The organism is Agrobacterium genomosp. 13 str. CFBP 6927 (assembly GCA_900012615.1).
Lineage (GTDB): Bacteria > Pseudomonadota > Alphaproteobacteria > Rhizobiales > Rhizobiaceae > Agrobacterium.
Genome location: LT009756.1, coordinates 577449 through 604413, shown reverse-complemented (window position 1 = coordinate 604413; position 26965 = coordinate 577449). Strand labels below are relative to the sequence as shown.

The 26965-nt window shown below is 59.2% G+C and carries 21 protein-coding genes; 12 read left to right on the top strand and 9 right to left on the bottom strand.

The window, feature by feature from the left end; translation table 11 throughout:
- Positions 1-158: 158 nt before the first annotated feature.
- Complete coding sequence (locus AGR13A_RS02970) at positions 159-1592, bottom strand: FAD-binding oxidoreductase (protein ID WP_035218750.1); 1434 nt, start codon at positions 1590-1592, stop codon at positions 159-161.
- Positions 1593-1704: 112 nt separating this feature from the next.
- Here AGR13A_RS02970 and AGR13A_RS02965 point away from each other — a divergent pair, with 112 nt between their 5' ends.
- On the top strand, positions 1705-2604 hold the full coding sequence (locus AGR13A_RS02965) for a LysR family transcriptional regulator (protein WP_080836471.1): 900 nt from the start codon (positions 1705-1707) through the stop codon (positions 2602-2604).
- 61 nt (positions 2605-2665) lie between these two features.
- On the opposite strand, the gene AGR13A_RS02960 is transcribed toward AGR13A_RS02965, so the two are convergent.
- Entirely contained in the window at positions 2666-3940 is a 1275-nt protein-coding gene (locus tag AGR13A_RS02960; RefSeq protein ID WP_080833569.1) for a DUF3422 family protein, read from the bottom strand.
- A gap of 310 nt (positions 3941-4250) precedes the next feature.
- Between AGR13A_RS02960 and AGR13A_RS02950 the strand changes: the two genes are divergently transcribed.
- From AGR13A_RS02950 to AGR13A_RS02920, 7 genes are all read left to right on the top strand, one after another.
- A complete protein-coding gene (locus AGR13A_RS02950; RefSeq protein WP_035218756.1) occupies positions 4251-5024 on the top strand; it encodes a FadR/GntR family transcriptional regulator in 774 nt (257 codons plus the stop codon).
- A 103-nt stretch (positions 5025-5127) separates the two neighbouring features.
- On the top strand, positions 5128-6474 hold the full coding sequence (locus AGR13A_RS02945) for a glycosyltransferase family 4 protein (RefSeq protein ID WP_162180477.1): 1347 nt from the start codon (positions 5128-5130) through the stop codon (positions 6472-6474).
- Positions 6471-7241 carry an HAD-IIB family hydrolase gene (locus AGR13A_RS02940; RefSeq protein ID WP_080833567.1) on the top strand — a complete coding sequence of 257 codons (771 nt, stop codon included), beginning with the start codon at positions 6471-6473 and terminating at the stop codon, positions 7239-7241. Before AGR13A_RS02945 ends, AGR13A_RS02940 begins: the two co-directional genes overlap by 4 nt.
- A 262-nt stretch (positions 7242-7503) precedes the next feature.
- Positions 7504-7944, top strand: coding sequence for an NUDIX hydrolase (locus AGR13A_RS02935; protein WP_035218764.1), 441 nt, complete (start codon positions 7504-7506; stop codon positions 7942-7944).
- Positions 7945-8105: 161 nt separating this feature from the next.
- Positions 8106-9614: an inorganic phosphate transporter gene (locus tag AGR13A_RS02930; protein ID WP_080833565.1), complete on the top strand. Its 1509-nt coding sequence runs from the start codon at positions 8106-8108 to the stop codon at positions 9612-9614.
- A 20-nt stretch (positions 9615-9634) separates the two neighbouring features.
- The gene (locus tag AGR13A_RS02925; RefSeq protein ID WP_080833562.1) at positions 9635-10372 is read left to right on the top strand and encodes a 16S rRNA (uracil(1498)-N(3))-methyltransferase; all 738 of its coding nucleotides are present in this window, start codon (positions 9635-9637) and stop codon (positions 10370-10372) included.
- A 173-nt stretch (positions 10373-10545) separates the two neighbouring features.
- Complete coding sequence (locus AGR13A_RS02920; protein ID WP_035218769.1) at positions 10546-11919, top strand: glutamate--cysteine ligase; 1374 nt, start codon at positions 10546-10548, stop codon at positions 11917-11919.
- A gap of 301 nt (positions 11920-12220) precedes the next feature.
- Here the strand turns inward: AGR13A_RS02920 and AGR13A_RS24835 are convergent, their stop codons facing one another.
- Positions 12221-12652, bottom strand: a complete 432-nt coding sequence (locus tag AGR13A_RS24835) for a hypothetical protein (RefSeq protein ID WP_167377387.1) — start codon at positions 12650-12652, stop codon at positions 12221-12223.
- A gap of 750 nt (positions 12653-13402) precedes the next feature.
- Here AGR13A_RS24835 and AGR13A_RS02910 point away from each other — a divergent pair.
- Positions 13403-13984: a transglutaminase-like cysteine peptidase gene (locus tag AGR13A_RS02910; protein ID WP_167377386.1), complete on the top strand. Its 582-nt coding sequence runs from the start codon at positions 13403-13405 to the stop codon at positions 13982-13984.
- 267 nt (positions 13985-14251) lie between these two features.
- Here the strand turns inward: AGR13A_RS02910 and AGR13A_RS02905 are convergent, their stop codons facing one another.
- Positions 14252-14545: a DUF1127 domain-containing protein gene (locus AGR13A_RS02905; protein WP_035218772.1), complete on the bottom strand. Its 294-nt coding sequence runs from the start codon at positions 14543-14545 to the stop codon at positions 14252-14254.
- Positions 14546-14750: 205 nt separating this feature from the next.
- Between AGR13A_RS02905 and AGR13A_RS02900 the strand changes: the two genes are divergently transcribed.
- Complete coding sequence (locus AGR13A_RS02900; protein ID WP_035218774.1) at positions 14751-15701, top strand: LysR substrate-binding domain-containing protein; 951 nt, start codon at positions 14751-14753, stop codon at positions 15699-15701.
- Between the two features lie 226 nt (positions 15702-15927).
- On the opposite strand, the gene AGR13A_RS02895 is transcribed toward AGR13A_RS02900, so the two are convergent.
- Positions 15928-18366 (bottom strand): DUF1217 domain-containing protein, encoded by a 2439-nt coding sequence (locus AGR13A_RS02895; protein ID WP_080833558.1) that lies wholly within the window; start codon positions 18364-18366, stop codon positions 15928-15930.
- Between the two features lie 366 nt (positions 18367-18732).
- Here AGR13A_RS02895 and AGR13A_RS02890 point away from each other — a divergent pair, with 366 nt between their 5' ends.
- Positions 18733-19299: a DUF6101 family protein gene (locus AGR13A_RS02890; RefSeq protein WP_035218780.1), complete on the top strand. Its 567-nt coding sequence runs from the start codon at positions 18733-18735 to the stop codon at positions 19297-19299.
- A 78-nt stretch (positions 19300-19377) separates the two neighbouring features.
- On the opposite strand, the gene ubiA is transcribed toward AGR13A_RS02890, so the two are convergent.
- The 4 genes from ubiA to AGR13A_RS02870 all read right to left on the bottom strand — a co-directional run bounded on the left by ubiA (position 19378) and on the right by AGR13A_RS02870 (position 25428).
- On the bottom strand, positions 19378-20331 hold the full coding sequence (ubiA, locus tag AGR13A_RS02885; RefSeq protein WP_080836469.1) for a 4-hydroxybenzoate octaprenyltransferase: 954 nt from the start codon (positions 20329-20331) through the stop codon (positions 19378-19380).
- Between the two features lie 265 nt (positions 20332-20596).
- Positions 20597-21397, bottom strand: coding sequence for a MipA/OmpV family protein (locus AGR13A_RS02880; protein ID WP_035219028.1), 801 nt, complete (start codon positions 21395-21397; stop codon positions 20597-20599).
- 281 nt (positions 21398-21678) lie between these two features.
- On the bottom strand, positions 21679-22935 hold the full coding sequence (locus tag AGR13A_RS02875) for an SAM-dependent methyltransferase (RefSeq protein ID WP_080833556.1): 1257 nt from the start codon (positions 22933-22935) through the stop codon (positions 21679-21681).
- A gap of 168 nt (positions 22936-23103) precedes the next feature.
- Positions 23104-25428, bottom strand: coding sequence for a Tex family protein (locus tag AGR13A_RS02870; RefSeq protein ID WP_080833554.1), 2325 nt, complete (start codon positions 25426-25428; stop codon positions 23104-23106).
- A gap of 201 nt (positions 25429-25629) precedes the next feature.
- On the opposite strand from AGR13A_RS02870, the gene purD reads away from it, so the two are divergent.
- Positions 25630-26901 carry a phosphoribosylamine--glycine ligase gene (purD, locus tag AGR13A_RS02865; protein WP_080833552.1) on the top strand — a complete coding sequence of 424 codons (1272 nt, stop codon included), beginning with the start codon at positions 25630-25632 and terminating at the stop codon, positions 26899-26901.
- Positions 26902-26965: the final 64 nt, after the last annotated feature.

Below are 26965 nucleotides of genomic sequence, written 5' to 3'. Positions count from 1 at the left end.
GGGGGAGATCGGCAAGAGGCTGGCATATCGTTTCAGTCGCGCCGTTCGAAAATTGAGCGGGAGGTCGCCGCTGGTCGATCTCCCCCCTTGAGGGGGAGATGCCCGGCAGGGCAGAGGGGGGTAAACCACACCCAAAGAGAGCACAGAATTCACACCTATCATCCCCTCCCCTCCAGCGGGAACACCTTGGAAGGGTTCATCAGCCACCCCTCGTCAAATGCCGCCCGCACCGCCATTTGCTGGGCAAGATCGGCCTCGCCATATTGGTGGCGCATCAAATCCCGCTTTTCGATGCCCACACCGTGCTCGCCGGTGAGACAGCCGCCGGCATCGACGCAGAGCTTCAATATTTCATTGCCTGCCTCTTCGGCCCGGGCCGCATCATCAGGGTCATTGGCGTTGAACAGGATGAGCGGGTGCATGTTGCCATCCCCCGCATGGAAGACATTGGCGACGCGCAGGCCGAGGCGGTCGGTGATCTCGCTTGTCTTTTTCAGCACGTAAGAAAGCTGCGAAAGCGGCACTGTACCATCCATGCAGATATAATCCGCGATGCGGCCCGTTGCGCCGAAGGCGGATTTTCGGCCTTTCCAGATCGCCGCCGCCTCCATGGCCGACTGGCATTCCTTCACGGTCTTCACACCATGTTTTCTGGCAATGGTGACGATATCGGCCAGCATGGCGTCCATTTCCGCTTCGGAGCCTTCGACCTCGACGATCAGCAATGCGCCGACATCCAGCGGATATCCCGCCTTGGCGAAGGCCTCGCAAATCTCGATCGCCGGCTTGTCCATGAATTCGATGGCGACCGGGATGATACCCGCACCGATGATATCGGCCACACAGGAGCCGGCCTCCTCAGAGGTTTCAAAACCGAACAGCACCGGGCGCGCGCCCTCCGGCTTGGCGATCAGCCGCACTGTCGCTTCCGTGACAATGCCGAGCTGGCCTTCCGAGCCGCAAACGAGGGCGAGCAGATCGTAGCCGGCAGCGTCGAGATATTTGCCGCCCAGTTCCAGCACCGTGCCATCCACCAGCACCATTTTTACGCCAAGCAGATTATTGGTGGTGACGCCGTATTTCAGGCAATGGGCGCCGCCGGAATTCATGCCGATATTGCCGCCGATGGTGCAGGCAAGCTGCGAGCTGGGATCGGGTGCATAAAAGAAACCTTCCGCACCGGCCGCATCGGAAATGGAAAGATTGGTAACGCCCGCCTGCACCCGCGCCGTGCGATTGTAAAAATCCAGTTCGAGGATCGAGGCCATCTTCGAGAGGCCGATCACCACCGCATCCTCCTGCGGGATCGCGCCGCCGGAAAGCGAGGTGCCGGCGCCCCGCGGCACGACCGGAATACCGTAACGGTGGCAATATTTCATCACCGCCGCCACCTCTTCCGTGGTCTTCGGCAGCGCCACGGCCAGCGGCAGGCGGCGATAGGAAACGAAGGCGTCCGTCTCGAAAGGCACGAGTTCGCGCGGCTCGTGGACAAGACAGTCTGCGGCCAGAATATCCTTCAGGTCGGATATGATGCGGTCACGGCTTGCGACGACGTTTGCGCGCGGCTCCAGAAACTTGATCGGCTGCGTCACCGCCCCTCCTCCATCTACATTTCCTCAACTGGTATTCTTTCTTTACCACTTTGAAAGAGCGCAATCAAATGTTATGGATTTTTTCCATTACGGAAATAATCAGGGGTTAACTGTGACGAATCTGGGCGATCTGGAAGTCTTCGCGAGCGTTGCCGCCTCCGGCAGCATGTCGCTGGCCGCCAAGGAGCTGGGTTATTCACCCGCCGTCATTTCCAAGCGCATCAAGCGGCTGGAAGAAAAGCTCGGCGCGCGGCTGTTTCAGCGCACCACGCGGCAGATTTCGCTGACCGAAGCGGGACAGGGCTTTTATGAGCGGGTGCTTGCCGTGCTGGAAGGGCTGGAAGAGGCGGAGGATTTCGTCTCCGGCCGCGCCAATACCGTCAACGGCACGCTGAAGGTTTCCGCCCCCACCTCCTTCGGGCGCATGCATATCGCACCGCATCTGAAGGGTTTCATGGAGCGACATCCGGACCTTTCGGTCAATCTGGTGCTCAGCGACGAGTTCATCGACATCATCGAAGGCGGTTACGATCTGGCGATCCGCATCGCAGACCTCAATTCCTCCAGCCTTGTGGCCCGCCGGCTAGCGCCGGTGCGCCGCGTGCTTTGTGCTTCAGCGGAATACGTCGCAACCCACGGCATGCCCGCGACAATCGAGGACTTGAAGAAACACCGCTGCCTGCCGGCCCATAATAACGATGTGTGGCGGCTGGAAGGACCGGGCGGCGCGCTCAGCATCCGCCCGGAAGGCATGCTGGTCACCAATTCCAGCGAGGTGATCCGCGAAGCGGTTATTTCCGGGCTCGGCATTGCGCTGCGCTCCACCTGGGATATCGGCCATGAATTGCGCGCCGGCAAACTGGTGCAGGTTCTGCCCGCCTATGAGGGATCACGAAACGTGACGCTCTCGGCGGTTTATCCGAGCCGGCAGTTCCTGCCTGCGAAGGTGCGGCTGTTCATCGATTATCTCGCCGGGCTTTATGGGCCTTCGCCCTATTGGGAGCAGGGTTGAAAAAGGGTCCACTCCCTCATCCCTGTGCTCGTCACAGGGATGAGGGAGACTGGGTTGTCCGTCAGTGCCCGCCCTCGGCATGGGAGCGGCGGATGCGGCGCACCACCCACCAGACACCGAGTACGGCGAAGGGAACCGAGATGCCGGTGACCACGGCGGGATCGACCGGCAGCACATCATGGCTGATCGCCTTGGTGAGATAACCGATGAGGCCAACGACATAATAGGAGATGGCAGCAACCGAGAGGCCTTCCACCGTCTGCTGCAGGCGAAGCTGCATGGCGGCGCGCTTGTTCATGGTGTTGAGCAACACCGTGTTCTGCCGCTCTAGCTCCACGTCGATCCAGCTTCGGACGAGCGCCGTTGCGCGATAGAGCTTGCGCGACAGGTTGGCCTGCCGCTCCTCCACCGACTGGCAAGTGCGCATGGCCGGCGCAAGACGTCTTTCCAGAAAGCTGCCCATGGTTTCGTGTCCCAGCACCGGCGTTTCCGCCAAGGCGCGGATGCGTTCGCGCACGATGCCGTCATAGGCGCGGCTGGCGCCGAAACGATAGAGGCTGAGCGCGGCATTGGCCTCCAGCTCCGCCGCAAGCCGGGTCATTTCGGCCAGCAGCGCATCAGCCTCGTCACGCGCGCCATTCTTCATGCGCTGGGTGATGCCCGTCAAACCATCCTCGATGCGGCGGATTTCCGGCGAGAGTGTCTGCGCCATCGGCAGGCCGAGCATGGCAAGCGTGCGATAGGTCTCGATATCCAGCAGCCGCTGCACCAGCGCACCGCGGCTGTAATCGCTCAAACCCCGGTCGACCACCAATATCTGCGTCAACCCGTCGCGATCCTGACGGAAATCGGTGAGGATCGTCGCCTGCCCGTCGCGCACGTCGCTGTGACAGAGGCTGGTCGGCTCAAACATCGTCCCGGCCTGGGCAGCGAGCGCGCTATCTTCGCGGATTTCCAGTCGAATGCCCGATATCAGGGACCCGGGCGGCGAAAAGCCGTCGCCGAAGGGATCACCGGCAATCTCACCGCCGAATTTTTCCGGTGCAGGGCCATCCCAGAACCAGGTCGAGAATTCCGTGTGCCGTTCCCAGCGCAGCGTGCCCTGCCCCCAGGGCATGGCGTGGTGGCGGGCATCGCGTTCCGGCGGCGCAACGCCCCGGCTGCGCGACATTTCCGCGATGACAGAGTGGTGCACGGCCGAGCCGCCATCCATCATGAAGGCAAGCTGGACGATGATGCGCGACGGGGCGAGAAGCACCGTCGGCCGCGCATGCACCTCCCCGAGCGCCAGCGACCTTTCCGGCGCGCTTGCGAAAGCAAATCTACCCTTGGCCATGCGATACCGTCCCCGCCTGTTTCCGCCGGTTTTCTAAAGCATCAATGGCGATGGCGACACCGCAATCGAAGCCAATGTAATTGTTTTGATGCAACTGGCGAAGAAAACCCGCCATCATCACCCTGTCCGGGTGCTGCTTTAACAAAAGCCAGTTTAAAAGGGCAGATGCCGTGTTGACGCAGGCAATCCAGCATGAACAGGCCACCAAACTGGACAGAATAATTGACCAGTGCGACGCTTCGCTGATAATTTGTGCCGGATTGCACAGACAGGCACACCCCAGGGGCGGATTTCGCCGGAGAATGCTGCGATGGACGAAACGCTATTTGCGCGGATAGAGCACAGCCGCACATCGCAGGAGGTGATCTTACGTTTTGAGGAGCTGATCCTCGACGGCATATTGCGCGACGGCGACCGGCTGCCCGGTGAGCGGGAGCTGGCACAGAGGCTGGATGTCTCGCGGCCTATCCTGCGGGAGGCGCTGAAAGAACTCGAAACCCGCGGCCTTCTCGTGAGCCGACATGGCGGCGGCACCTATGTCGCCGATATTGTCGGCCCGGTCTTTTCCGATCCCCTGAGCGCGCTCATCACCCGTCATAGCCGGGCGACGCGGGATTTTCTCGAATATCGCCGTTATATAGAAGGCATGACCGCCGAACTTGCCGCACAGCGGGCGACAGAGCCGGACAGGCGCAACCTCGCTGCCATCGTCGAGAAAATGCGCGAGGCGCATGAGGCGGGCCGTTTCGAAGAGGAGCTTTCGGGCGATGTGGAATTTCACAACGCCATCGGCGAAGCGGCGCATAATATCGTGCTGATGCACACGTTGCGGTCCTGCTACCGGCTTCTGAGCGACGACATCTTCTACAATCGCCATCTCATCTTCACCGTTACCGGCGCGCATGACGAGGTGCTGAGACAGCATATCGCCATTCACGAGGCCATCGCCGCCGGCGATCCGGCAGCGGCAAGGGCGGAGGCGGAGGCCCATATAGACTTCATCGTGGAGACGACATCCAAGGCACATCAGGCGCGGGAATGGGACCGTATTTCGCGTCTGCGGCAGCAGCAGCGCAGCAGCTGAAAACGCCGTCGGGCGAAATACGCCATCTCTTTTATTCAGGTTTTGATGGAACCTTTTGTGCTGTTTGGTCTTTTTATCGGGTTAATTGGAAAAATTTACCAAGATGGGACCCATGACAACCACGAGCGAAACTGAACGCTATCCGCGGATAGCTCTCATATCGACGCATGGCTATGTCGCCGCGCACCCGCCCCTGGGCGCAGCCGACACCGGGGGACAGGTGGTGTATGTGCTTGAGCTTGCACGCAAACTCGGCCAGCTCGGTTATACTGTCGATCTTTATACCCGCCGTTTCGAAGACCAACCGGAATTCGACGAGGTTGACGAGCGTGTCCGCGTGGTACGCATTCCCTGCGGCGGGCGCGATTTCATTCCCAAGGAATATCTGCACCGCCACCTGATGGAATGGTGCGAAAATGCGCTGCGTTTCATCAAGAAAAACGACCTGAATTATTCCTTCATCAACAGCCACTATTGGGATGCGGGCGTTGCCGGGCAGCGGCTGTCCGAGGCTCTGAAAATCCCGCATCTGCATACGCCGCATTCGCTCGGCCTCTGGAAAAAGCGCCAGATGGAGACCGACTATCCGGAAAAGGCCGATACGTTCGAGCTGGAATTCAATTTCAAGGAACGCATCCAGCATGAGCTGATCATCTACCGCAGCTGCGACATGGTGATCGCCACGACGCCGGTGCAGCTTGACGTGCTGATCGAGGATTATGGCCTCAAGCGCAAGCACATCCATATGATCCCGCCGGGTTACGACGACAACCGCTTCTTCCCCGTCTCGGATGCCACGCGGCAGATGATCCGGCAGCGTTTCGGCTTCGAAGGCAAGACGGTGCTGGCGCTCGGGCGCCTCGCCACGAACAAGGGTTACGACCTGCTGATCGATGGCTTTTCGGTGCTGGCGCAGCGCGAGCCGGAGGCACGGCTGCATCTTGCCGTCGGTGGCGAAAACATGGACGAGCAGGAAACCACGATCCTCAATCAGTTGAAGGAACGGGTGAAAGCGCTCGGTCTCGAAGAGAAGGTTGCGTTTTCCGGTTATGTTACCGATGAAGATTTGCCGGATATTTATCGCGCCGCCGATCTCTTTGTGCTTTCAAGCCGTTATGAACCCTTCGGCATGACCGCCATCGAGGCGATGGCGAGTGGCACACCCACCGTCGTCACCACCCATGGCGGATTGTTCAGGGCCATCAGCTATGGCCGCCATGCGCTGTTTGCCGATCCTTTCGACAAGGAAGACCTCGGCATCACCATGATGAAACCGTTCAAGCATGAGCGGCTTTACGGGCGGCTTTCCCGAATGGGCGCACACAAAGCGCGCAGCCTGTTCACATGGACCGGCATAGCGCAGCAATTGCTGGCTCTTGTGGAAGGACGCACCATGATGCCGGTTCTGGAAGAAGCGGACTGGGCCGAACCATGGAACGACGGCGATTGAAACCACTTCGTCTTTTTTCCACCGATCTCGACGGAACCGTCGTCGGCAATAATGACGCCACGCGCCGGTTCCGCGATTTCTGGCAATCGCTGCCGGATGATCGCCGTCCGGTTCTGGTCTTTAACAGCGGCAGGCTGGTCGATGACCAGCTGGCGCTTATGGAAGAGGTGCCGCTGCCCCGGCCCGATTACATCATCGGCGGCGTCGGCACCATGCTGCATGCGAAAGAGCGCATTGAACTGGAAGACGCCTACAGGCACTCGCTCGGCACGGGTTTCGACCCGCGGAAGATTGCCGGTGTCATGGCTGGCCTGGCCGGCGTAACGATGCAGGAAGAGCGCTATCAGCATGGCCTTAAATCCAGCTGGTTCCTGCACGATGCGGATGAAAAGGCGCTTGCCGATATTGAAAACGCGCTGCTGGCGGCCGAGATCGAGGCCCGCATCGTCTATTCAAGCAATCGCGACCTCGACATCTTGCCGAAGGCCGCCGATAAGGGCGCGGCATTGGCATGGTTATGTGGACAACTGCGCATCGGCCTCGACGAATCAGTCGTTGCGGGCGATACTGGCAATGATCGGGCAATGTTCGAATTGAATGGCGTTCGCGGCGTGATCGTTGGCAATGCCTTGCCGGAACTTGTTTCCCTGGCAAACAGCAAGAGCCAGTTTTTCCTCTCGGGCGCGACGGAAGCGGATGGTGTGGTAGACGGTCTCCGGCATTGGGGACTGGATGCGGGCCAGCGCAATTCCGACCGTAATCCCTGAGCGGTTTGCGTTCCGGAAGACCTGAAAGCAGACAGATACGGCTTTCCGCAATCGGCTGTTTGACCGGGAATTCCGGGAACGGTTTCGCTTGCCTCCATCTTCGCCTCTTAATCTTCATCAGCGTGAAGACAGTAGTGGGTTATGGGTGATGAGGGATTGGCGGAACTTACGGGATATCTATATTAGCAATTATCATTAGCAGGCAAAGAAGGACCTATCCGGATTGAAGATTTTGAATCGATTGGCGACAGATGTTGGCTTGATGTTGCGCAGACCGCCGCGACAGCAATATGCGGCGCTGTGCTATCGATTGGCCGAAAAGCATCAGGAACCTGAAGTTCTGCTGCTGACCAGCCGGGATACGGGACGATGGGTCATTCCGAAAGGCTGGCCGATGGGTGGCAAGAAGGCCCATGCGGTGGCAGAACAGGAAGCCTATGAGGAAGCCGGCGTCAAAGGCACGGTGGAGAAGGCCCCCTTCGGTTTTTATGAATATGAGAAAAAGCTGAACAGCGGCATCAACGTGCTGTGCAGGGTTCAGGTGCATCTGCTCGAAGTATCGGAACTGCAGGACAGCTTTCCCGAAAAGGACTCCAGACGGCTGGAATGGGTCACGCCCCGCGAGGCGGCCAAACGGGTCAACGAGCCGGAACTGAAAGCCCTGATGCTCACTTTCGACAAGCGAATGGCGCTTTCGAAATAGCCTGCCCGCCCGAATAGTGGCAATGTGCAGTTTGTTTTTCCAACATGGCTTTTACCGTCTTTCATTTTGGAAAGATGTGCGAGATGTAACAGTCTTTCTGTAAATTGCCTTCAGCCCGCGACACTGCCGGACGAAAAGGAATGCTGGCAAACGAGGTCTGAATGGCAATAAAGCCACCACCACCGAACATGAAGCCGACGCTCGACAAGGATCTCGAAAAGATCACCCGTGTCGAGGAGGCGACGATGCACGTCACGCAGCAGCTTGCCGGCCTTGGCGCGGGTTTCATGTTCGTGGTTCTCGCGGCCATATTCGCCGGTGTCTTCGTGACAGGCACCGCGGGCTCGGTCATCATCATCGCGGCCGTTGCCATCGGCGCCTATATGGCGATCAATATTGGCGCGAATGACGTGACGAACAATGTCGGCCCGGCGGTTGGCGCCAAGGCCTTGCCGCTTGCAGCTGCCCTCATCATCGCCGCCATCTGCGAGATCGCGGGCGCGCTGATTACCGGCGGCAACGTCGTCGAGACCATTTCCAGCGGCATCATCAACATAAACACCATTCCCGACAGGACCGTGTTTTCCTGGGCGATGTTGTCGGCGCTTCTGGCCGCCGGCCTTCTCGTCAATATCTCGACATGGACGAAAGCGCCGATTTCCACGACCCACACGGTGGTCGGCGGCGTCGCCGGGGCGGGCATGGCCGCCTATGGCATCGGGGCAGTCGACTGGTTATCGCTTGGCAGCATCGCTTTTGCATGGGTTCTGGCGCCCTTCATTAGCGCCGCCATCGCCATCGTCATCCTTGCTTTCATCAAGGAATTCATCATCTACCGCGATGACAAGATCGACGCCGCGCGACTGTGGGTGCCTGTCCTCATCGGCTTGATGGCTGGCGTTTTCACCGCCTATCTCATCTGGGTCGGGCTGAGGCAGATCGTGCATCTCTCGCTTGGCCATGCGAGCGGCATCGGGCTTGTGACTGGCCTTGTCGCCTGGCGGCTCTGCGTGCCGATCATCCGCAAACAATCCGTCGGGCTGGAGAACCGCAACCAGTCGCTTCGCATATTGTTCCAGTGGCCTCTGGTTCTCGCCGCCGGATTGATGTCCTTCGCCCATGGGGCCAATGACGTGTCGAACGCGATCGGCCCGGTGGTGGCCATCGTGCGGGCATTGCATGACGAGGCGGTGCAGACCTCCGCCCGTGCGCCGCTATGGGTCATGCTGGTCGGTGCATTCGGGCTTTCCTGCGGTATTCTGCTTTATGGCCCGCGCCTCATCCGCCTCGTGGGTGAGCAGATCACCAAGCTCAACCCCATGCGCGCCTTCTGCGTTTCCGTGGCCACGGCGCTCACCGTTCTTGTCGCCTCACGCTTCGGCCTGCCGGTCAGCACCACGCACACGGCGATCGGCGCGGTGTTCGGCGTCGGCTTCTTCCGTGAATGGTACACGCAGTCATCACGGCGGCGGCAGGAACTCGTTCAGGCCGGAACCGGCGCGATCCGCCGCGCCGACAGATATGCGGATAATCCCGCCGAGGTGCGCCGCCGTTATCTTGTCCGTCGCTCCCATTTCATGACGATCATCGCCGCCTGGCTGGTCACCGTTCCCTCCAGCGCAACGCTTGCGGCGTTGCTCTATTGGCTTATGTCCTTCCTTTTTCTCTGACGCTGAAACCGAAAAGTCCCATGCGCGCAAATTTCCGGATGCAACGCCTGTTCGTCGAAACCCCGCTTGATGCGGGGGCGGCGCAGGAAGCGACCACCGAACAGTTCAACTATCTCGCCAATGTGCTGCGCATGACCGATGGCGCGGAAATCCTGCTGTTCAACGGGCGCGATGGCGAATGGAAAGCCAGGCTCTCCTTCCCGAGCCGCAAGAAGATCGCGCTCATCCCCCTGGAGCAGACGCGCCCACAGCCACCGGCACCGGATCTTCACTATCTGTTTGCGCCGCTGAAAGTCGGGCGCATGGATTATCTGGTGCAGAAGGCAGTCGAGATGGGCGCGGGTCTTTTGCAGCCTGTCATGACGCAGCATGTTCAGGGCAAGATCCATAATACCGAAAAGCTGCGCGCCAATGCCATCGAGGCCGCCGAGCAATGCGGCATTCTGTCCCTGCCTGAGGTGGCCGAGCCGGTGAAGCTGAGAGACATGCTGGAAACCTGGCCCCGCGACCGGCGCATCATCTATTGCGACGAAGGCGATGCGGGGCAAAATCCGCTGCCTGTCCTGCAATCCATAAAGGAACGCAGGCTTGCGCTGCTGGTTGGCCCGGAAGGCGGCTTTTCCGAGGAGGAAAGGGAGCTTTTGCGAAGCCTTGCCTTCATCACCCCTATTCCGCTCGGGCCACGCATCCTCAGGGCCGATACAGCCGCTGTTGCGGCACTGGCTGTCATTCAGGCGGCGATCGGCGACTGGAACTGACCTCTCTGGCGCATGTCGTCATCGCAAAAACGCCGCACAGTTTCGCGCGGCCTGCTTTGGGATATTGCGCTTCATGCATCTTTAAAAGAAATTCATTTGCCTCCGGATGCGATCCGGCTCTATCTGCCAATCATATGCCTCGCCGCAACAGAGACGTCATAACAAGGTAAGCCATGGCACGCGACACGACCGACCAGACCCCCCTCTCCTCCGTCACGGAGCTTACAGATTATCTGGCGGGCGGTAACAAAGCTGAAGCCGATTTCCGTATCGGCACGGAACACGAAAAATTCGCCTTTTTCCGCGAAGGCAACAAGCCGGTTCCCTATTTCGGCGAGGCCAGCATTTCAGCCCTTCTGAAAGGCATGCAGGAAAAGCTCGGCTGGGAGCCGATCATGGACGGCGACAACATCATCGGGCTTGGCGAACAGCACGGCATGGGGGCCATCTCCATCGAGCCCGGCGGCCAGTTCGAACTATCCGGCGCGCCGCTCGAAAACCTGCACCAGACCTGCAAGGAATCCAACCAGCATCTGGCGACCCTGCGCGAAGTGGCGGAGCCGATGGGCATCCGTTTTCTCGGCATCGGCGGCAGCCCGCTCTGGAGTTACGACGAAACGCCGCAAATGCCGAAATCGCGCTACGCGATCATGACACGTTACATGCCGAAAGTCGGGACCAAGGGTCTCGACATGATGTACCGCACCTGCACCATTCAGGTGAACCTCGACTTCTCCTCGGAAGCGGATATGCGCCAGAAGATGCGCGTTTCCATGAAGCTGCAATCGCTGGCAACCGCGCTGTTTGCCTCTTCACCTTTCACCGAGGGCAAGCCGAACGGCCTTCTTTCCTGGCGTGGCGATATCTGGCGCGACACCGACAACCGCCGCTCCGGTGTGCTGCCTTTCACCTTCGACCAGGATTTCGGTTTCAAGGATTATGTGGAATGGGCGCTGGACGTGCCGATGTATTTCATCGTGCGCGACGGCAAATATCACGATTGCACCCATGTCACCTTCCGTCAGTTCATGAACGGGGCATTGAAGGGCGAAATCGCCGATTGGCAGCCGACCATGGGAGACTGGACGAACCATCTCTCCACACTGTTCCCGGATGTGCGCCTGAAGCGCTTCCTCGAAATGCGCGGTGCGGATGGCGGCCCGTGGCGGCGCATCTGCGCCCTGCCCGCCTTCTGGGTCGGTCTTCTTTATGACCGGGAAGCGCTTGACGCCGCCGATGCGCTGACGTCCGGCTGGAGTTTCGATGAGGTGATCGCGCTTCGTAACGCCGTACCGGCCAAGGGGCTTTCAGCTGAGATTGCCGGCAAGCCGCTGCTCGGCATCGCCCGCGAGGTGCTCGATATTTCCCGCACCGGTCTCAAAAACCGCAAGCGGCTCAACGGCGACGGCCAGGACGAGACCGTGTTCCTGTCCTCGCTGGACGAGGTACTGGCCAAGAAGACCACGCTCGCCGACGATCTGCTCGCGCTCTATAACGGCCGCTGGGGCGGATCGGTCCTGCCGGTCTTCGAGGAATATCAGTACTAGGCCGAGAGCCAATCATGCCCATCGGGTTGCAAACGCTGCGATATGACACGTGCCGCGACCTCGATCACGTGCTTGTCATCTCGGCTGAACACGCCGCAAGCCCGTGCGGCGGCAGGCTAAATCAATGAGATTTCTGCGTTGCACCTTGGGATCGAGGGGCGTCCTCCCTCGGTCGAGGGTTTGAATGCAATTTACGATCACACGGTTGATTGAATTTCGTTCCCTGCACCTTTGAGGGAAACTGCCGGCCGCAAAAACATCGAAACTGGCGACCTTCCGATCGCCAGTTTTTGACAGGGCCTCAGCAATCGGCTCGGTTAATTGTCGTTACCACCTTCGTGATTGTTATGGCCATCATGGTCACCGCCGCGGCCATGGTCGCCGCCGCCATCGTGATCGCCACCGCGGCCATGGTCGCCACCGCCGTCATGATCGCCGCCACGGCCGTGGTCACCTCCGCCGCCATGGTCGCCGCCACCACCGTGGTCGCCGCCACCGCCATGGTCACCACCGCCGCCGTGGTCACCGCCACCGCCGTGGTCACCTCCACCGCCATGGTCGCCGCCACCGCCATGGTCACCACCGCCGCCATGGTCACCTCCGCCGCCGTGGTCACCGCCACCGCCGTGGTGACCGCCACCGCCATGGTCGCCGCCACCACCGTGATGACCGCCGCCGCCATGGTCACCACCGCCACCGTGGTCACCGCCGCCACCGCCGGGGTCACTGCCACCGCCGCCGCCGGGATTACTCGGTCCGCTGCTACCGCCAGGATTGCTGGGTCCGCTGCTCGGATTGCTCGTTCCTGCAAAATTGTTGTCACCGTGATCGTTTTCGTTAACGCCGGGAATGGAGGCTGTCGCTCTGCAAAGTGCAGCCTCCAAAGTTCCGGGCCTTACGAATTCGCATCGCTGCAAACGCGTCTGCGCGGTTCCCAGTGTCGTACTGGACAGCAAGATTGCAATACAAGAGAACACAGTTGTCACCTTACTGCGCATGGGTTTTCCTCCCTTATCGGCAGTTATAACTGGATTGACAAATATATATTAATACAACTACATTCTCAATGTGCTCTTATATTGCGATAAATTTGCTTTAATACTTTGTAATTAATTATTATAAGCTACATAAGACATAAAATTCACCAAATGTACTATTGAAATGAAAAATCACGCACTGAAAACCTATCGTTATTCAGATCGCCCTAGCCCGTCTCCAACTGCCCTGAAATATTTTGCTGCGTCCATGTGCTGTCCCGATTTGGCGCACATCCCAAAAGGCTATGTTAATTTTTTTTGAAATTTTGGGCTAATCATGCAATGAGGTGCACTTTGACGCGTTTTGGATGTGTTTTTTAGTTCGGGCGTGACGGGAAATCGGGGTGATCTTCCGTCAGTGTTTAACTTTATTCATGCGTGAGATCGGGCGGCATGAAGGCCAGTTCCCCAGATCACCAGGTTACCTTGAGGGAACTGATATAATCATGAGGATTTATGTTCTTGCATTCGCTCTGCTGGGCGCGATGACGCTTGGCGCGCAGGTTTCCGCCAGCGAGCTTTCGGCCACCCGCTCCATTAACGCGCCGGTGGGTTTTTCTTCCGCCTGTCAGCGCTACAGCTGGCTGTGTTCCTCCAAAGCCGGCGTGAAAATGGCTGACGACCAGACGCGTGGCCTGCTTTCTGAGGTCAATCGCAAGGTCAACAGCGCCATCAGACCGGTGGAAGACACCGTTGTCTACGGCCGCAGCAATTACTGGGCATTGCCGAAGGACGGTCGCGGCGACTGCGAGGACTATGCCATCGCGAAAACCAAGGCATTGCTGGACGCCGGTTTCCCCTCCAACAAAATGTCCATTTCCGTTGTGCTGGATCGCAGCGGCAACAATCATGCCGTGCTGCTGGTTCGCCTGTCGGACGGGGAGTATGTACTCGACAATCTGAGTGGTTCGATCAAGCCTTGGGACCGCACCGGCTATACTTTTCTTGCGCGTCAGAAATACACCAACAAATCCGCCTGGGAAGTCGTTCTGGCCGGTCCTCGCGCCGGACAGTTCCGGGAAATGTGAGCCTCGGCGGTCATCCAAGGCAGGCCGCGTTCAGTCGCACTCATTTGACGCGCTCGAATTCCCATGCATATCCCGTCCGAAACCGGCGGCAGTTTTGGGAGCGCAGGCAATTAAGCAGCCATAAAAAAGCCCGGTGCGGCCGAGGGGCCGTACACCGGGCAAAGGCAGGGCTATTGGCAAATCACCCTGCGGGGAAAACCTTTCAGCTCAGAAACATTCCGGCAAAACATCCTGGCGGTTTTGCGTCCGGAATTGCTCGGGCAAAGCCTAGAGCGTTTCGAAGCGCCTGACGGCACGCAGCCGCGCAGCCCGGGTCAGATGGGTGGTCGGATCCTCGAGCAAACCGGTATCGAGAGCGTTCATCACATCCGATCGCGCCAGCCCGACATCGGCGAGCAGGCGGTCATCGAGTTCCATGAGATTATTGGCCACGATACGGTTGTAGATGCGCTGGACAAACGTTTTCACGGTGGAAGCAACGGTAATGATGGTGCGGCGCAGGGTGTCGCCCTGGCTTCCCGTTGCAAGTTCCAGTTCCATTCTCCGTTCTGCCGTGCGCATGACACTTATCCTTCCGTAACGGCACGATGCGGCACCGCCCCCGGCGCACCACGCGCTAGAAGCTGCCTTGGGTTAGGGGCCTGACGCTATGTCCGCCCCGGGGTTTGAGATTGATTTGTTGGATGCCAAAATGTCGCAAGACTATTGATCAGTCCAACGAATGTTTCTAATGTGAGACATCAATCATTCTGATGGATGACCATCCATGTCCGCACCTCTCGACATAGACCAGCTGCATACCTTCATCGCGATTGTCGATACGGGTAGCTTCACCAAGGCCGCAGACCGCGTTTTCAAGACGCAATCCGCCGTATCCATGCAGATGCGACGGCTTGAAGAGCGCATCGGCAAACAGCTTTTCGCCAAGGACGGGCGCGGCAACCGCCTGACGGCGGAAGGCGAAAAACTGATGAACTACGCCCGCCGTATCATACGCCTCAACAACGAGGCAATCGCGGCCTTCGACGACAACAGGCTTGAAGGTACGTTGCGCATCGGCACGCCCGATGACTATGCCGACCGCTACATGCCTGAAATCATCGGGCGCTTCGCCAAGACGCATCCCAATGTCGAACTTTATATCGTCTGCGAACCTTCGGTGAGCCTTGCCGAGAAAATGGCGCGCGGTGAGCTGGATATCGCGCTTGTCACCCATAATCCCCGTGCCCGGTCCTCGGATGTCGTGCGCACCGAGCCGCTCTGCTGGGTCGCCTCCGCCAACCATCCGCTGAAGGACGACGCACCCGTGCCGCTGGCCGTCGGGCGACGCGATTGTCACTGGCGTCAGCTTGCCTGCTCGGCGCTCGATGCGGATGGGCGGGATTATCAGGTTCTCTTCACAAGCTGGTCTTCCACCGTGGTCGCGGCCGCCGTGCTGGCGGGCATGGCGGTCTCGGTGCTGCCGGAATCGGCGCTGCGCACCGGCATGAAGGTTCTGACGGCTGCAGATGGCTTCCCGCCCCTGCCGCCGGTACAGATCGGCCTGATGAAACGGCCGGGCCTCTCTCCTTCATTGGTGAACGCCATCACCGACCACATTACCGCCTGCCTCGACAATATTTCGCCAATGAGCGTCACCGACGAGCTGGACAATGATGTGAAGACCTACCCGAAGATGCCGCGCCTGCGCGCCGGACACATGCTGCCGGGCTGGTGAGCGGATCGCCCTAGACAAGTCACGGCCGGCGGGAAAATGACGAGACAGAAAAACCGCTCCTCCATAATGCTCGGGCTTGTCCCGAGCATCTGCAACCTATCTGTTTATGTCAGGTAATTGAATCTTCGGGACAGGCCCGAGGATGACGTCGTGCATGCGGCAAGGTTTACCATCAGCCTGAGCCGCTCAACCCGCTCTTTCTTATCGCCTGTCCGCGCGCTTCCGCCTATCGCGCCCGCAAAGTCGCCACTGCCAGCAGCGTATCGCCGCTGATACCGACCGAGCCGCTGCCATTGAACAGCATCATGATCGGATCGGTCGTGTTCTGGGCGCTGTCATACATGATGGTGAAACGGGCAATCAGCTTCTTGACCTTTTCCGGATCCTGGAAATCCTCGATGTTGAAGTATTTCTTCATCATCGACACCTGCGTATCGACTTCGGCATTTCCGAGTTCACTGGGAATGCTGAAGGTGGTGTTGATGAAACTCTGGATCGCGGTATCGGCGAGAATTGAATAATAGGATGTCGTTCCCGCCGCCATGCGCTGGAAATAAAGCGCCAGTCGCACGCCGGCATTTTCTTCGCCTGCCTGCGTCTCCAGCGTCTGCGTCAGATAGTTATCCAGCGTCTCGTAAAGACCGCGCCGCGTCTGGATCAAACTCCGGTCTTCGCGCAGGATATTGCCGTCCGTATCAAAGTTGAACGCGGTGACGAGGCGGCGGAAGACCGGGTCCATCTCCTTGTTAAGGTAGCTTCCGCTGTCATCGAGCTTGGAAGTGAAAATCTTTTCCAGTTGTTCTTTCGTCACGCTCTCGGGATCGATGCCGAGTGATTCCATCGCGAATTTCGTCAGGCGATCATTGGCCAGGAACTCCTTGAGCGTCTTGACCTTCTGCATCTCGTCCGTGAAGTATTCCGCTTCCTTCTTGGCCGCTTCCTTGTCCTTTTCCGTGCCGAAAGCCGATTTTTTCTTGATGTAGTCGGCCGACATGGTCTGCATCTCGATTTCCGACTGCGCAAGAACCGGAGAGCCCACGGCGCCGTCGGAAGAGAAGTTGAACAGCTCCGCCAGCTTGACGTATCGCTCGTCTTTCAGCGTATAGACGTAGCTTTTCTTGTCCTGAAGGTCGCTGGTGAGGACCTTGCGAATATCCGCGGCGTTCACCTTGGCCGGATCGAGGCCAACCGCCTTCAGTGCATAATTATAGACGGCGCTGCTCTCGAGGAAATCCTTCACGGAGGTGACACTTTTGATGTCGCTCTTGAACAGCTGGATCGCCTTTTCGTCGGCAGCATCATCCTTGTCGTTGTAATGGATCATATAGCCGCTGGTGGTGGCTGCCGTCTGTGTCGTTGTCTGGGGTGTCGTGCCGGCGGCAAGCGTTCCATCCGCCTGAAAATTGAACGCATTTCGCATGGCGAGGTAGCGCTTGTCGTTCTTGCCGAAGGTCGCGATGTAATTGTTCGGATCGTTCAGATCGCTTTTCAGGATGTTCTCGATCGTCGCCTTGACAACCGTCACATCATTCAGGTCGAAGGCGACCTTAAGGTAATTGAGAAGCCGCGTATCGGACGTCAGTTCGGTTACGGTCTTGATCGAGCCGATCTTGGATTCGAAATAGTCCCTGTTCAGGGTAGCGACGGTCGGCGTCACGCGCGGCGCGCTGCTGATATAGGCGTCCGTCATGATCTTGATATTGTCGGCCTTCTGCGCTCCACCGGCTGCCACGGTACCGTCATTCTTGAATTCGAAGGCGGCGGCAATGTACGACATGTTATTGTATCGCGTGACGGTATTCGTCAGCGTCGTCTGCTCCGCCTTGATGGCGGCAAGCTTTGCATCCCACTCGCTTTTTGGCGGCAGCACGGCTTCGAGCTGCGTCAGCTGATCCTGCCGCGTCACCTTTTCCGCCTCGAGTTTCGTGCGCTCCTCATCACTCAAGCCGGTTCCAGCAAGCGCGGTGTCGATTGCGGTAATCCGGGTGGTGACCTGGGCATGCATTTCAATATTGCCCTTCATCGCCAACTTTTCGACGGCGTCGTTATAGGCAGCGCCGTATTGCTGGTTGATGTAGCTATCGGGATCAGAGACGTCGCTCGTCATCAAACCCCTGATATGGGCGTAGGAATAGGTCTTCTCATCAATGTCGAAGACCTCGAAGATGTAGGCGCGTGTCCTGTCGTTGCGGAGCAGCTGGTCCACATTGGTAACCGTGCCTATGATCGCCTTGTAATAACGCGTTTCTTCCGAAAGGCTGTTGTCCAGGTCCGATATGGATGTGCCGTAGAGCCCGATCATCTTGTCGAGCTGGGCTTCCGTCTGGACGGTCTTCGTTGATGCCGTGAAGTTGAAGGCTGCGGCGAACTCCCGGTACCGCTCGTCAGTCAGCTTGTTGGCGAAGCTGTTCTGGTCGTTCAGGTCGCTTTCCAGCACCTTTTTCATGAAGGCCTTGGCATAGGTCATCTCGCCGAGACCGAAAGCATCCATGGCGTAGGAATAGAGCTGATAGTTATCGAGGAACTCGTCGACGCTTTTCACATCGCCGATGTTCTCCTTGTAATATTTCGTCTGCCGCTCGATGAGCCCCTGCTGCGACACGCGCGAAATGCTTGCCTTCATATCGCGGTTGATGAGGTCGTAGCTGAGATAAGTCGATACCATCCGAATGCCCCCTGGAGCACCGCGCATCCCCTGGGACGCCGAAAGCTCCGGTTTAAATCCATGCGTCGTGCCTCCATCCGGAGGCACGGCAAGCCTTGGCGTGACTATGCATGAAGCGCCTTGCCCGGAGCTTGAAAGAGCACAATTTCGGCCGCGATAAAAATCGCATTGTCCCAATCTGCTTTACCTAAGCGAAACCATGCCACAGTGGGTTTTGCTAACCATTTGGGAATGCAAAGTTTTCTTAACCGCGATTTTTAAGCTGTCTCGAAGATACGGCGGATATTCTCCCTGACATCAGAGGACGAAAAGTCCCGATGAGAAGACCGGAAACCGGCTCTCAGGTAAAACAAGGGTAGAATAAACATGACCAAGACCGTTCTGAAGCCCGACTGGGCCGTCGCCACACTCAGACTCGACCCGGCACGTTTCCCGCAACAGGTCACTTATGGCAGAGGCAATGGCGCAACCGACGTTGCCGTCACGCTCGATGAACGGGGCGCCGTTCTGAGAAAGGTTCTTTCCTCTTCCGGCCTGCCTTTGTCCTTCGCTTTGCCCGCCCGCGCCTTCAAGGGCGTTGCCGCCCGCGCCATCGACCATGGTGACGGACAGGTAACGGTGACGCTGGAACTGCACCATGACGATCCGGATCTGTGCGTTCCGCTTCTGGTCGCCCATGATCTCTGCGATATCGCCGCCGACTGGCGCAGCTGGTCCGAAGCCTACCGCATTCCCATGCTGATGGTGGAAGCCGATGGCGTCGCCCGTCCGCTGGAAGAACATCTCGGCAAGGTGCGCACCCAGAATACCCGTCCGCGCCGCCGTCATTCCTATTTCGCGGATCGCCGCCCGCGCTTCCTCGTTCGCCGCTCCACCGGCTCTCTCGGCATGAGCATGAAGATCGAGGGCAAGGAAATCATCGCCCGCAGCTGATAATATTCAGCAAAAACAAATAAAAGCCCGGCGCGCACCACGCGGCCGGGCTTTCTTGTATCTTGCGTTTACCTGGCTTCAGACGAACAGAAGCGGCAGAACGAGGCCTGCGAAAATCAGCACGCCGACACGATTGTTGGATTTGAACAGCACGAGGCATTGCGCCACGTCATCTATATTGAGCACCCATACCTGCCGGAACAGCATGATGGCGGCAGCAGCAAGGCCGCTATAGGCGATCACGTTAACACCTGCGCCCCAGAAGGACAGGGCGATCATGACAAGGGCTGTGCCATAAAGAAAAACCAGCCAGCGATGTGTGTTCTCGCCAAACAGCAGCGCGGTCGAACCGATGCCTACCGCCGTGTCGTCTTCCTTATCCTGATGGGCGTAGATTGTGTCATAACCGATCGTCCATGCGATGGAGCCGACATAAAGCAGGACAGCCGGCCAGGCGATCGAACCGAACTGCCCGGCCCAGCCCATCAGCGCGCCCCAGGAAAAGGCAAGGCCGAGGAAAAATTGCGGCCAGTTGGTGAAGCGCTTGGCGAAAGGATAAATCGCCACGAAGATCAGCGAGAATATGCCTGTCGCAATCGCGAAACCGTTGAACTGCAGAAGCACAACCAGACCGGCAAGCGCCTGCAGCACGATGAAGACCTTGGCCTGCAACCGGGTCACGCGGCCGGACGGCAGCGGCCGGGAGCGGGTACGCGCCACGGCCATGTCGATCTTGTGGTCGGCGAGATCATTATAGGTGCAGCCTGCGCCGCGCATCGCCACCGATCCGATGAAAAACAGCGCCAGGTGCCAGATGAGCGTGGCCCAGGAAAAGCCGCCAGTCGCCACCGCGGCGTTGGCCGCAAGGGCTGCGGACCAGAAGCATGGCCACATCAGCAATTGCCAGCCGATGGGACGGTCCCACCGGGCCAGCTGCGCATAGGGCCAGAGGGGCCTCGGCAAAATCCGATAGACCCAGTTGTTGGATGGCGCGTCCGAAACGCGGTCTGACAAATCGCTGTGGTGAACCATAGGCATGGTTCTACAGCATCGGCGGGGAAATCGGAACGGTTTTCAAAGCGCAAAGATGCGCGGCATTTGACGATTTTTCCTCGGGCGACCGGCAAAGCGCCTTACCTCTACACTGTCATCCTCGGGCCTGGCCCGAGGATTCACAACCCGTTGAAATCAATGGATCCTCGGGTCAAGCCCGAGGATGATGCCGAATATTTGGATAGAAAAAACCCGCAGCGTTCTGCTGCGGGTTTTCAATCTCCAAACAGCGAGTTCATCTATCTCAGGGAAGCGAGAAATTGAATTTGTAGCTTGCCTGAACACCGATGATGAACTGGTTCTTCGAACCGCGCTCGCGCACCAGCGAGCTGTCGGCGGCATCACCGGTGAGACGGCGATATTCGGCGAAGGAACCAACCTCGGCGTTTTCGGTGACTTTCCAGGTAATGGCCGCACCGATACCGGCGGAATGCAGGCCGCCACCGGGGCTATAGGGCGATGGCGCACCGGCAGCCGTCTGCGCAGCACTTACACCGTAATAGCGCTCATTATATTTGCTGCTTACCCATGTGGCCCGCGGACCGGCGGAAATCTGGATGCCGGGGGCGATATCGGTGAAGGCATCGACGGCAACGTCACCGACCACGCCGCTATGGCTGCGGATACCCTGGCGAACTTCACCGCGTACGCGCAGCCAGTCGGTCGGATAGGCCTCGGCGAAACCGCCAAGCTCGCCACCGCGCTTGATGCGGGTCATGCCCTTCAGGTCGGACGAGTCGCCCTCGTCTCGTGGGGATACGAGCTTGCCGGCCAGACCCATGCTGATCGGACCGTTATCCAGAAGCGAGATAGAGGCGCTGTCGTTGCGGGAGGTGAAACGCGCGCCCTGCCCCTGACGTCCGAGAGAGATGATGGGTGAAAAGCCGAATTCATTCTTGTTGTCGCCCTGGTACTTCGGCGCGGTGAAACCGGCGCCACCGAGTTTCAGATACCAGTCGCCGGAAAACCAGCCTTCGGCATGGGCATTGCCCACGGCAAAAAGCGACAGGACACAGGCGGCGACTGCCGCTGATGGCTTGAACATGAAAGAACCCCAGAAACGCAATACAGACAGGTGCCCGTAGAATTAGAGGGATTGTCTTTCCATTCCATTAACCAGCGCGGGAAGAAACGCGCCTCCTCCGGAGTGGCGACAAGGCCTCAAACCTCACCGCCGTCATGCTCGGGCCTGTCCCGAGCATCTGCAACCGACAGACTTTAAGCAACGTGGATAGATCCTCGGGACAAGCCCGAGGATGACGCCGAGATTGCGGAGATGTTTGTCAACAATCTCCACAATTCGGTCGCCCGTTACCCATGCCCTCGTCAGAACGTCACCTTCTCCAGCGGCGCGCGCGTCTTCTCGAATTCCAGCAATTTCGCCTCGTTCTGCGCGATGTAGTCGCGACTATGCGGCACGGAATCCCGGTCCTTGGCGAGCTGGATCTGGAAAATATGGAAGTTTTCGTGGGTAAAGGCCATTTCCGACCCTGCCAGATAGAACTCCCACATGCGGAAGAAACGCTCGTCATAAAGCGCCACCGCTTCGGCCTTGCGCGCCACGAAACGTTCCCGCCAGTGGCGAAGCGTATGGGCGTAGTGCATGGGCAGGATTTCGATATCCTTCACCAGCAGCCGCGATTTTTCGATGGCCGGCAGAACCTCCGCAAGCGAGGGTATATAACCGCCGGGGAAAATATATTTTTCGATGAACGGATTGGTCGCCAGCGCCGGATAGGGCTGACCGATGGAATGCAGCACCATCACGCCCCTGTCGTCCAGCACCTCCGCCACCTTGTCGAAATAATCGCGATAATGGGTCGGCCCCACATGTTCGAACATGCCGACAGAGACGATGCGGTCATATTTCTTCGAGGCCGGCAGGTAACGATAATCCTGCAATTCGAAGCGGACGTTGCCGGCAATGCCACGTTTTGCCGCCCGGTCGCGAGAGACACGCAGCTGTTCTTCGCTGAGCGTGATGCCGGTAACGTCAGCACCGGCGCTTTCGGCAATATACATCGCCATGCCACCCCAGCCGGAGCCGATTTCCAGCACGCTCTGGCCCGGCTCGGTCATCAGCTTGGCGGCGATGTGCCGTTTCTTGGCGACCTGGGCTTCATAGAGGCTGATGCCAGGCGGATTGAAATAGGCGCAGGAATATTGCCAGTCCTCATCGAGGAAGAGATCGAACAGCTTGGCACTCAGATCGTAATGATGGGCGACGTTGCTCTTGTTGTGATTGACCGGCAGATGCATCTTGATGCGGGCGGCGATGATGCGCGCCATGCCGCGCCAGATCATACCGAAAGACAGCGCCTCGCTCAGCGTATTGCCTTTGACGAGCGCCAGAAAGTCGTAGATGTCGCCCTCGGCGACCTTCATACGGCCCTCCATATAAATCTCGGCGAGTTTCAGTGCAGGATCGGCAGCGATCTCCTGCATGGCGGCCTCGTCGGTGAAATTCAGAACCACCCTTTTTCCGGTTCCGTCGCCAAATGTACGGCTCCCGCCCGGGCTGTTGACGACAAGATCACCGGTCTTGATTATCTTTTCGAGAAGAACATGCAGAGACGACGCCATGGCACCCCCAATTGCTAAGTCTCACTTATCAATTTTGCTGACCGTATTCCTTTCAGCACAAGTTTCAAGATAGTCTTATTTCAAAAAAATTGAACGATTTCATCAAGCAAAAAGCCCCGCCGGGGTGTGCGGCGGGGCTTTTTGGTAAAAAATCATTTCAACCGGAGGTCAGCGTCGCTTCATGGCTTCAGCCAGAGCGGCGGCAAGCGCACCACCGGTTTGCGACCCTTCGTTGCGCTCTTTCGGTTTGGATGTGGCGTGCCGCATGGCGCTGGCATTGCCCTTCTCGCGCATCGGCTGCGGCGCTGCCTCGCCGCCATCCTTGCGCATGGTGAGGCCGATGCGCTTGCGCTTCACATCCACTTCCACGACTCGCACCTTGACGACATCGCCCGCCTTCACGACCTCATGCGGGTCCTTCACGAAACGGTCCGCCAGCTGCGAGACATGCACGAGGCCATCCTGATGCACGCCAATATCCACGAAAGCGCCGAAGGCGGCGACATTGGTGACGGTGCCTTCCAGCAGCATGCCCGGTTTCAGATCGGTGATCTCGTCCACGCCCTCGGCAAAGGTCGCGGTCTTGAAGCTCGGGCGCGGGTCGCGGCCGGGCTTTTCCAGTTCGGCGATGATGTCTTTTACCGTCGGCAGGCCGAATTGCTCGTCGATGAACTTCTTCGGATCGAGCGCCTTCAACGCGGCGCTGTCGCCCATCAGCGAGCGCAGATCGCGGCCGCAGGCGGCAACGATCTTTTTCGCCACGCCATAGGCTTCCGGGTGCACCGAGGAAGCATCCAGCGGCTCCTTGCCGTTCGGGATGCGCAGGAAGCCGGCGCATTGTTCAAAGGTGCGCTGGCCCAGGCGCGGCACCTTCAGAAGTTCCCTGCGGCTGGCGAAGGGGCCGGTCTGGTCGCGATGGGCGACGATGGCATCGGCAATCGAGCTGCCAAGGCCGGACACCCGGGCCAGAAGCGGCGAAGAGGCGGTGTTGAGATCGACGCCGACGGCGTTCACCGCATCTTCCACGACAGCATCGAGCGAACGGCTGAGGCGGCCCTGATCGACATCGTGCTGGTACTGGCCGACACCGATGGATTTCGGCTCGATCTTCACCAGTTCAGCCAGCGGATCCTGAAGGCGGCGGGCGATGGAGACCGCGCCCCGGAGCGAAACATCGAGATTGGGGAATTCCGCCGCCGCCCGTTCCGAAGCGGAATAGACCGAAGCGCCCGCCTCCGAGACGATGACCTTGGTGGGCTTTGCGCCCGAAGCCGAAGCCGGCATCTGCGCCAGAAGATCGGCGACCAGCTTTTCCGTTTCGCGGCTGCCAGTGCCATTGCCGATGGCGATCAGCTCGACATTGTGTTTGCGGATAAGCAGGGCGAGTTCCGCCTGCGTGCCGCGCACGTCGTTCTTCGGCGGGAAGGGATAAACCGTTGTGGTGTCCAGCAGTTTGCCGGTGCCATCCACGATAGCCACCTTGACGCCGGTGCGGATGCCCGGATCGAGACCCATGGTGGCGCGGGAACCGGCGGGGGCTGCCAGCAGCAGATCCTTGAGATTGCGGGCGAAAACATGGATCGCCTCTTCTTCGGCGCGCTCGCGCAATTCGCGCATCAGATCGAGCGAGAGCGACATGGAAAGCTTCACCCGCCAGGTCCAGCCTGCCACTTCCATCAGCCATTGGTCGGCGGGGCCGGCATTGCGGATATCCAAGGCGGCGGCGATGGTGCGCTGTGCGGGCTTGACCGGCGAAGGATCGTCCGCGTCGACATCTATGGTCAATGTCAGAATTTCTTCGTTCCAGCCGCGCAGCATGGCCAGCGCCCGGTGGCCCGGCACCGTCGCCCAGCGCTCGAAATGATCGAAATAGTCGGAGAATTTCTCACCCGACGCCTGCTTGCCGTCCACCACCTTGGCGCGGAAGGTGGCGTTCTGGCGCATGTAATCGCGCAGGCGGCCGAGCAGATCGGCATTTTCCGTCATGGTTTCCGCCACGATGTCGCGCGCGCCCTCGAGTGCCGCCTTCACATCGGCCACCTCACCCTGAACATAAGCTTCCGCCAGCTTTGCCGGATCGGCGGCGCGGTTCTCCCATATCGCTTCTGCCAGCGGGCCGAGACCGCGTTCGCGGGCGATTTCGGCACGGGTGCGGCGCTTCGGCTTATAGGGCAGATAGAGATCTTCCAGCTCCGCCTTGGTGCCCGCCTGCATGATCTTGACCATCAGCTCGTCGGTCATCTTGCCCTGGCCGGTGATGGACTCCACGATGGAGCCGCGGCGCGCATTGAGTTCCCGCAGATAAACGAGGCGTTCCGCGAGCGTTCGAAGCTGCGTGTCATCCAGCCCTCCGGTCACCTCCTTGCGGTAACGGGCGATGAAGGGAACGGTCGCGCCCTCATCCAGCAAGGCTACCGCCGCCTTCACCTGATCGGCGCGGGCGTTGATTTCGGAAGCGATGAGCGAGGCGAGGCGGGCATTGTCTGCGGTCATGGGGTTCTCTGCTGTCACGTCTGGAGCGGCGAACATAATGTCTGATTGTGGCGTGACAACAAGAGGCGGCAACGATTCCACAGGAAAGGCGGCGTTCAAGGGAAAGACGGGCATTTGCGGCGCTTTCTCCTTGACCTTTCGCCCCCCTGCCCTTAACGCCCCTGACACAAGGTTACTGGCGAATTTGCAGGGGTATTGACCATGAAAGTTCTGTTGATCGGTTCCGGCGGACGCGAACATGCGCTGGCGTGGAAAATCGCCCAGTCTCCCCTGCTCGATGAGCTTTATGCCGCCCCCGGCAATCCCGGCATTGCCGATCACGCGACGCTGGTGGCGCTTGATGTGGAAGACCACGCGGCCGTCATCGCCTTTGCGAAAGAAAAGGCAATCGACTTCGTCGTCGTCGGCCCGGAAGCGCCGCTGGTTGCCGGTCTGGCGGATGATCTGCGCGCCGCCGGCATCGCCACTTTCGGCCCCTCAAAGGCAGCCGCCCAGCTTGAGGGTTCCAAGGGTTTCACCAAAGATCTCTGCGCGCGCTACGATATTCCGACCGGCGCTTACCAGCGTTTCAAATCCGCCGAACCGGCCAGGGACTATGTTCGCCAACAGGGCGCGCCGATTGTCATCAAGGCCGACGGGCTTGCCGCCGGCAAGGGCGTGACCGTTGCGATGACTGAAGCCGAGGCGCTTGCCGCCATCGACGACTGTTTCGACGGCGCTTTCGGCGCGGCCGGCGCCGAAGTGGTGGTGGAGGCCTTCCTCGATGGCGAGGAAGCGAGCTTCTTCTGCCTTTCGGATGGCAAGACCGCGCTGGCGCTTGCCACTGCGCAGGATCACAAGCGCGTCGGCGATGGCGATACCGGCCCGAATACCGGCGGCATGGGCGCCTATTCCCCTGCTCCCGTCATGACATCAGCCATGGTGGAACGCACCATGAAGGAGATCATAGAGCCGACGATCTCGGGCATGGCCAAGGATGGCAATCCCTTTTCCGGCGTGTTTTTTGCGGGATTGATGATTACCGCCAAGGGCCCGGAACTGATCGAATATAACGTCCGTTTCGGCGATCCCGAATGCCAGGTGCTGATGATGCGCCTGAAAAGCGATCTGCTGCCGATCCTCTACGCCACCGCCACCGGCACGCTGGACAAGGTTGAGGCGGAATGGCGCGATGATGCGGCGCTGACTGTCGTTCTCGCCTCGAAGGGTTATCCCGGCGCTTACGACAAGAACACGCCGATCGCCCATATTCCCGAGGCCAGCGAAGAGGCCAAGGTGTTCCATGCCGGAACCGCGCTGAAGGACGGCGGGCTGGTGGCCACGGGTGGACGCGTACTGAACGTCACCGCCCTTGGAAAGACGGTGACGGAAGCGCAGGCCCGCGCCTATGCACTGGCCGACCGGGTGGAATGGGAAAACGGCTTCTGCCGCCGCGATATAGGCTGGCAGGCCGTCGCCCGCGAAAAGGCCTGATCCTTAAAGCAAACGGGGTTGGGAGCGAATATTTCGTTCAATTTTTACCAAGTTTGCTGACCCG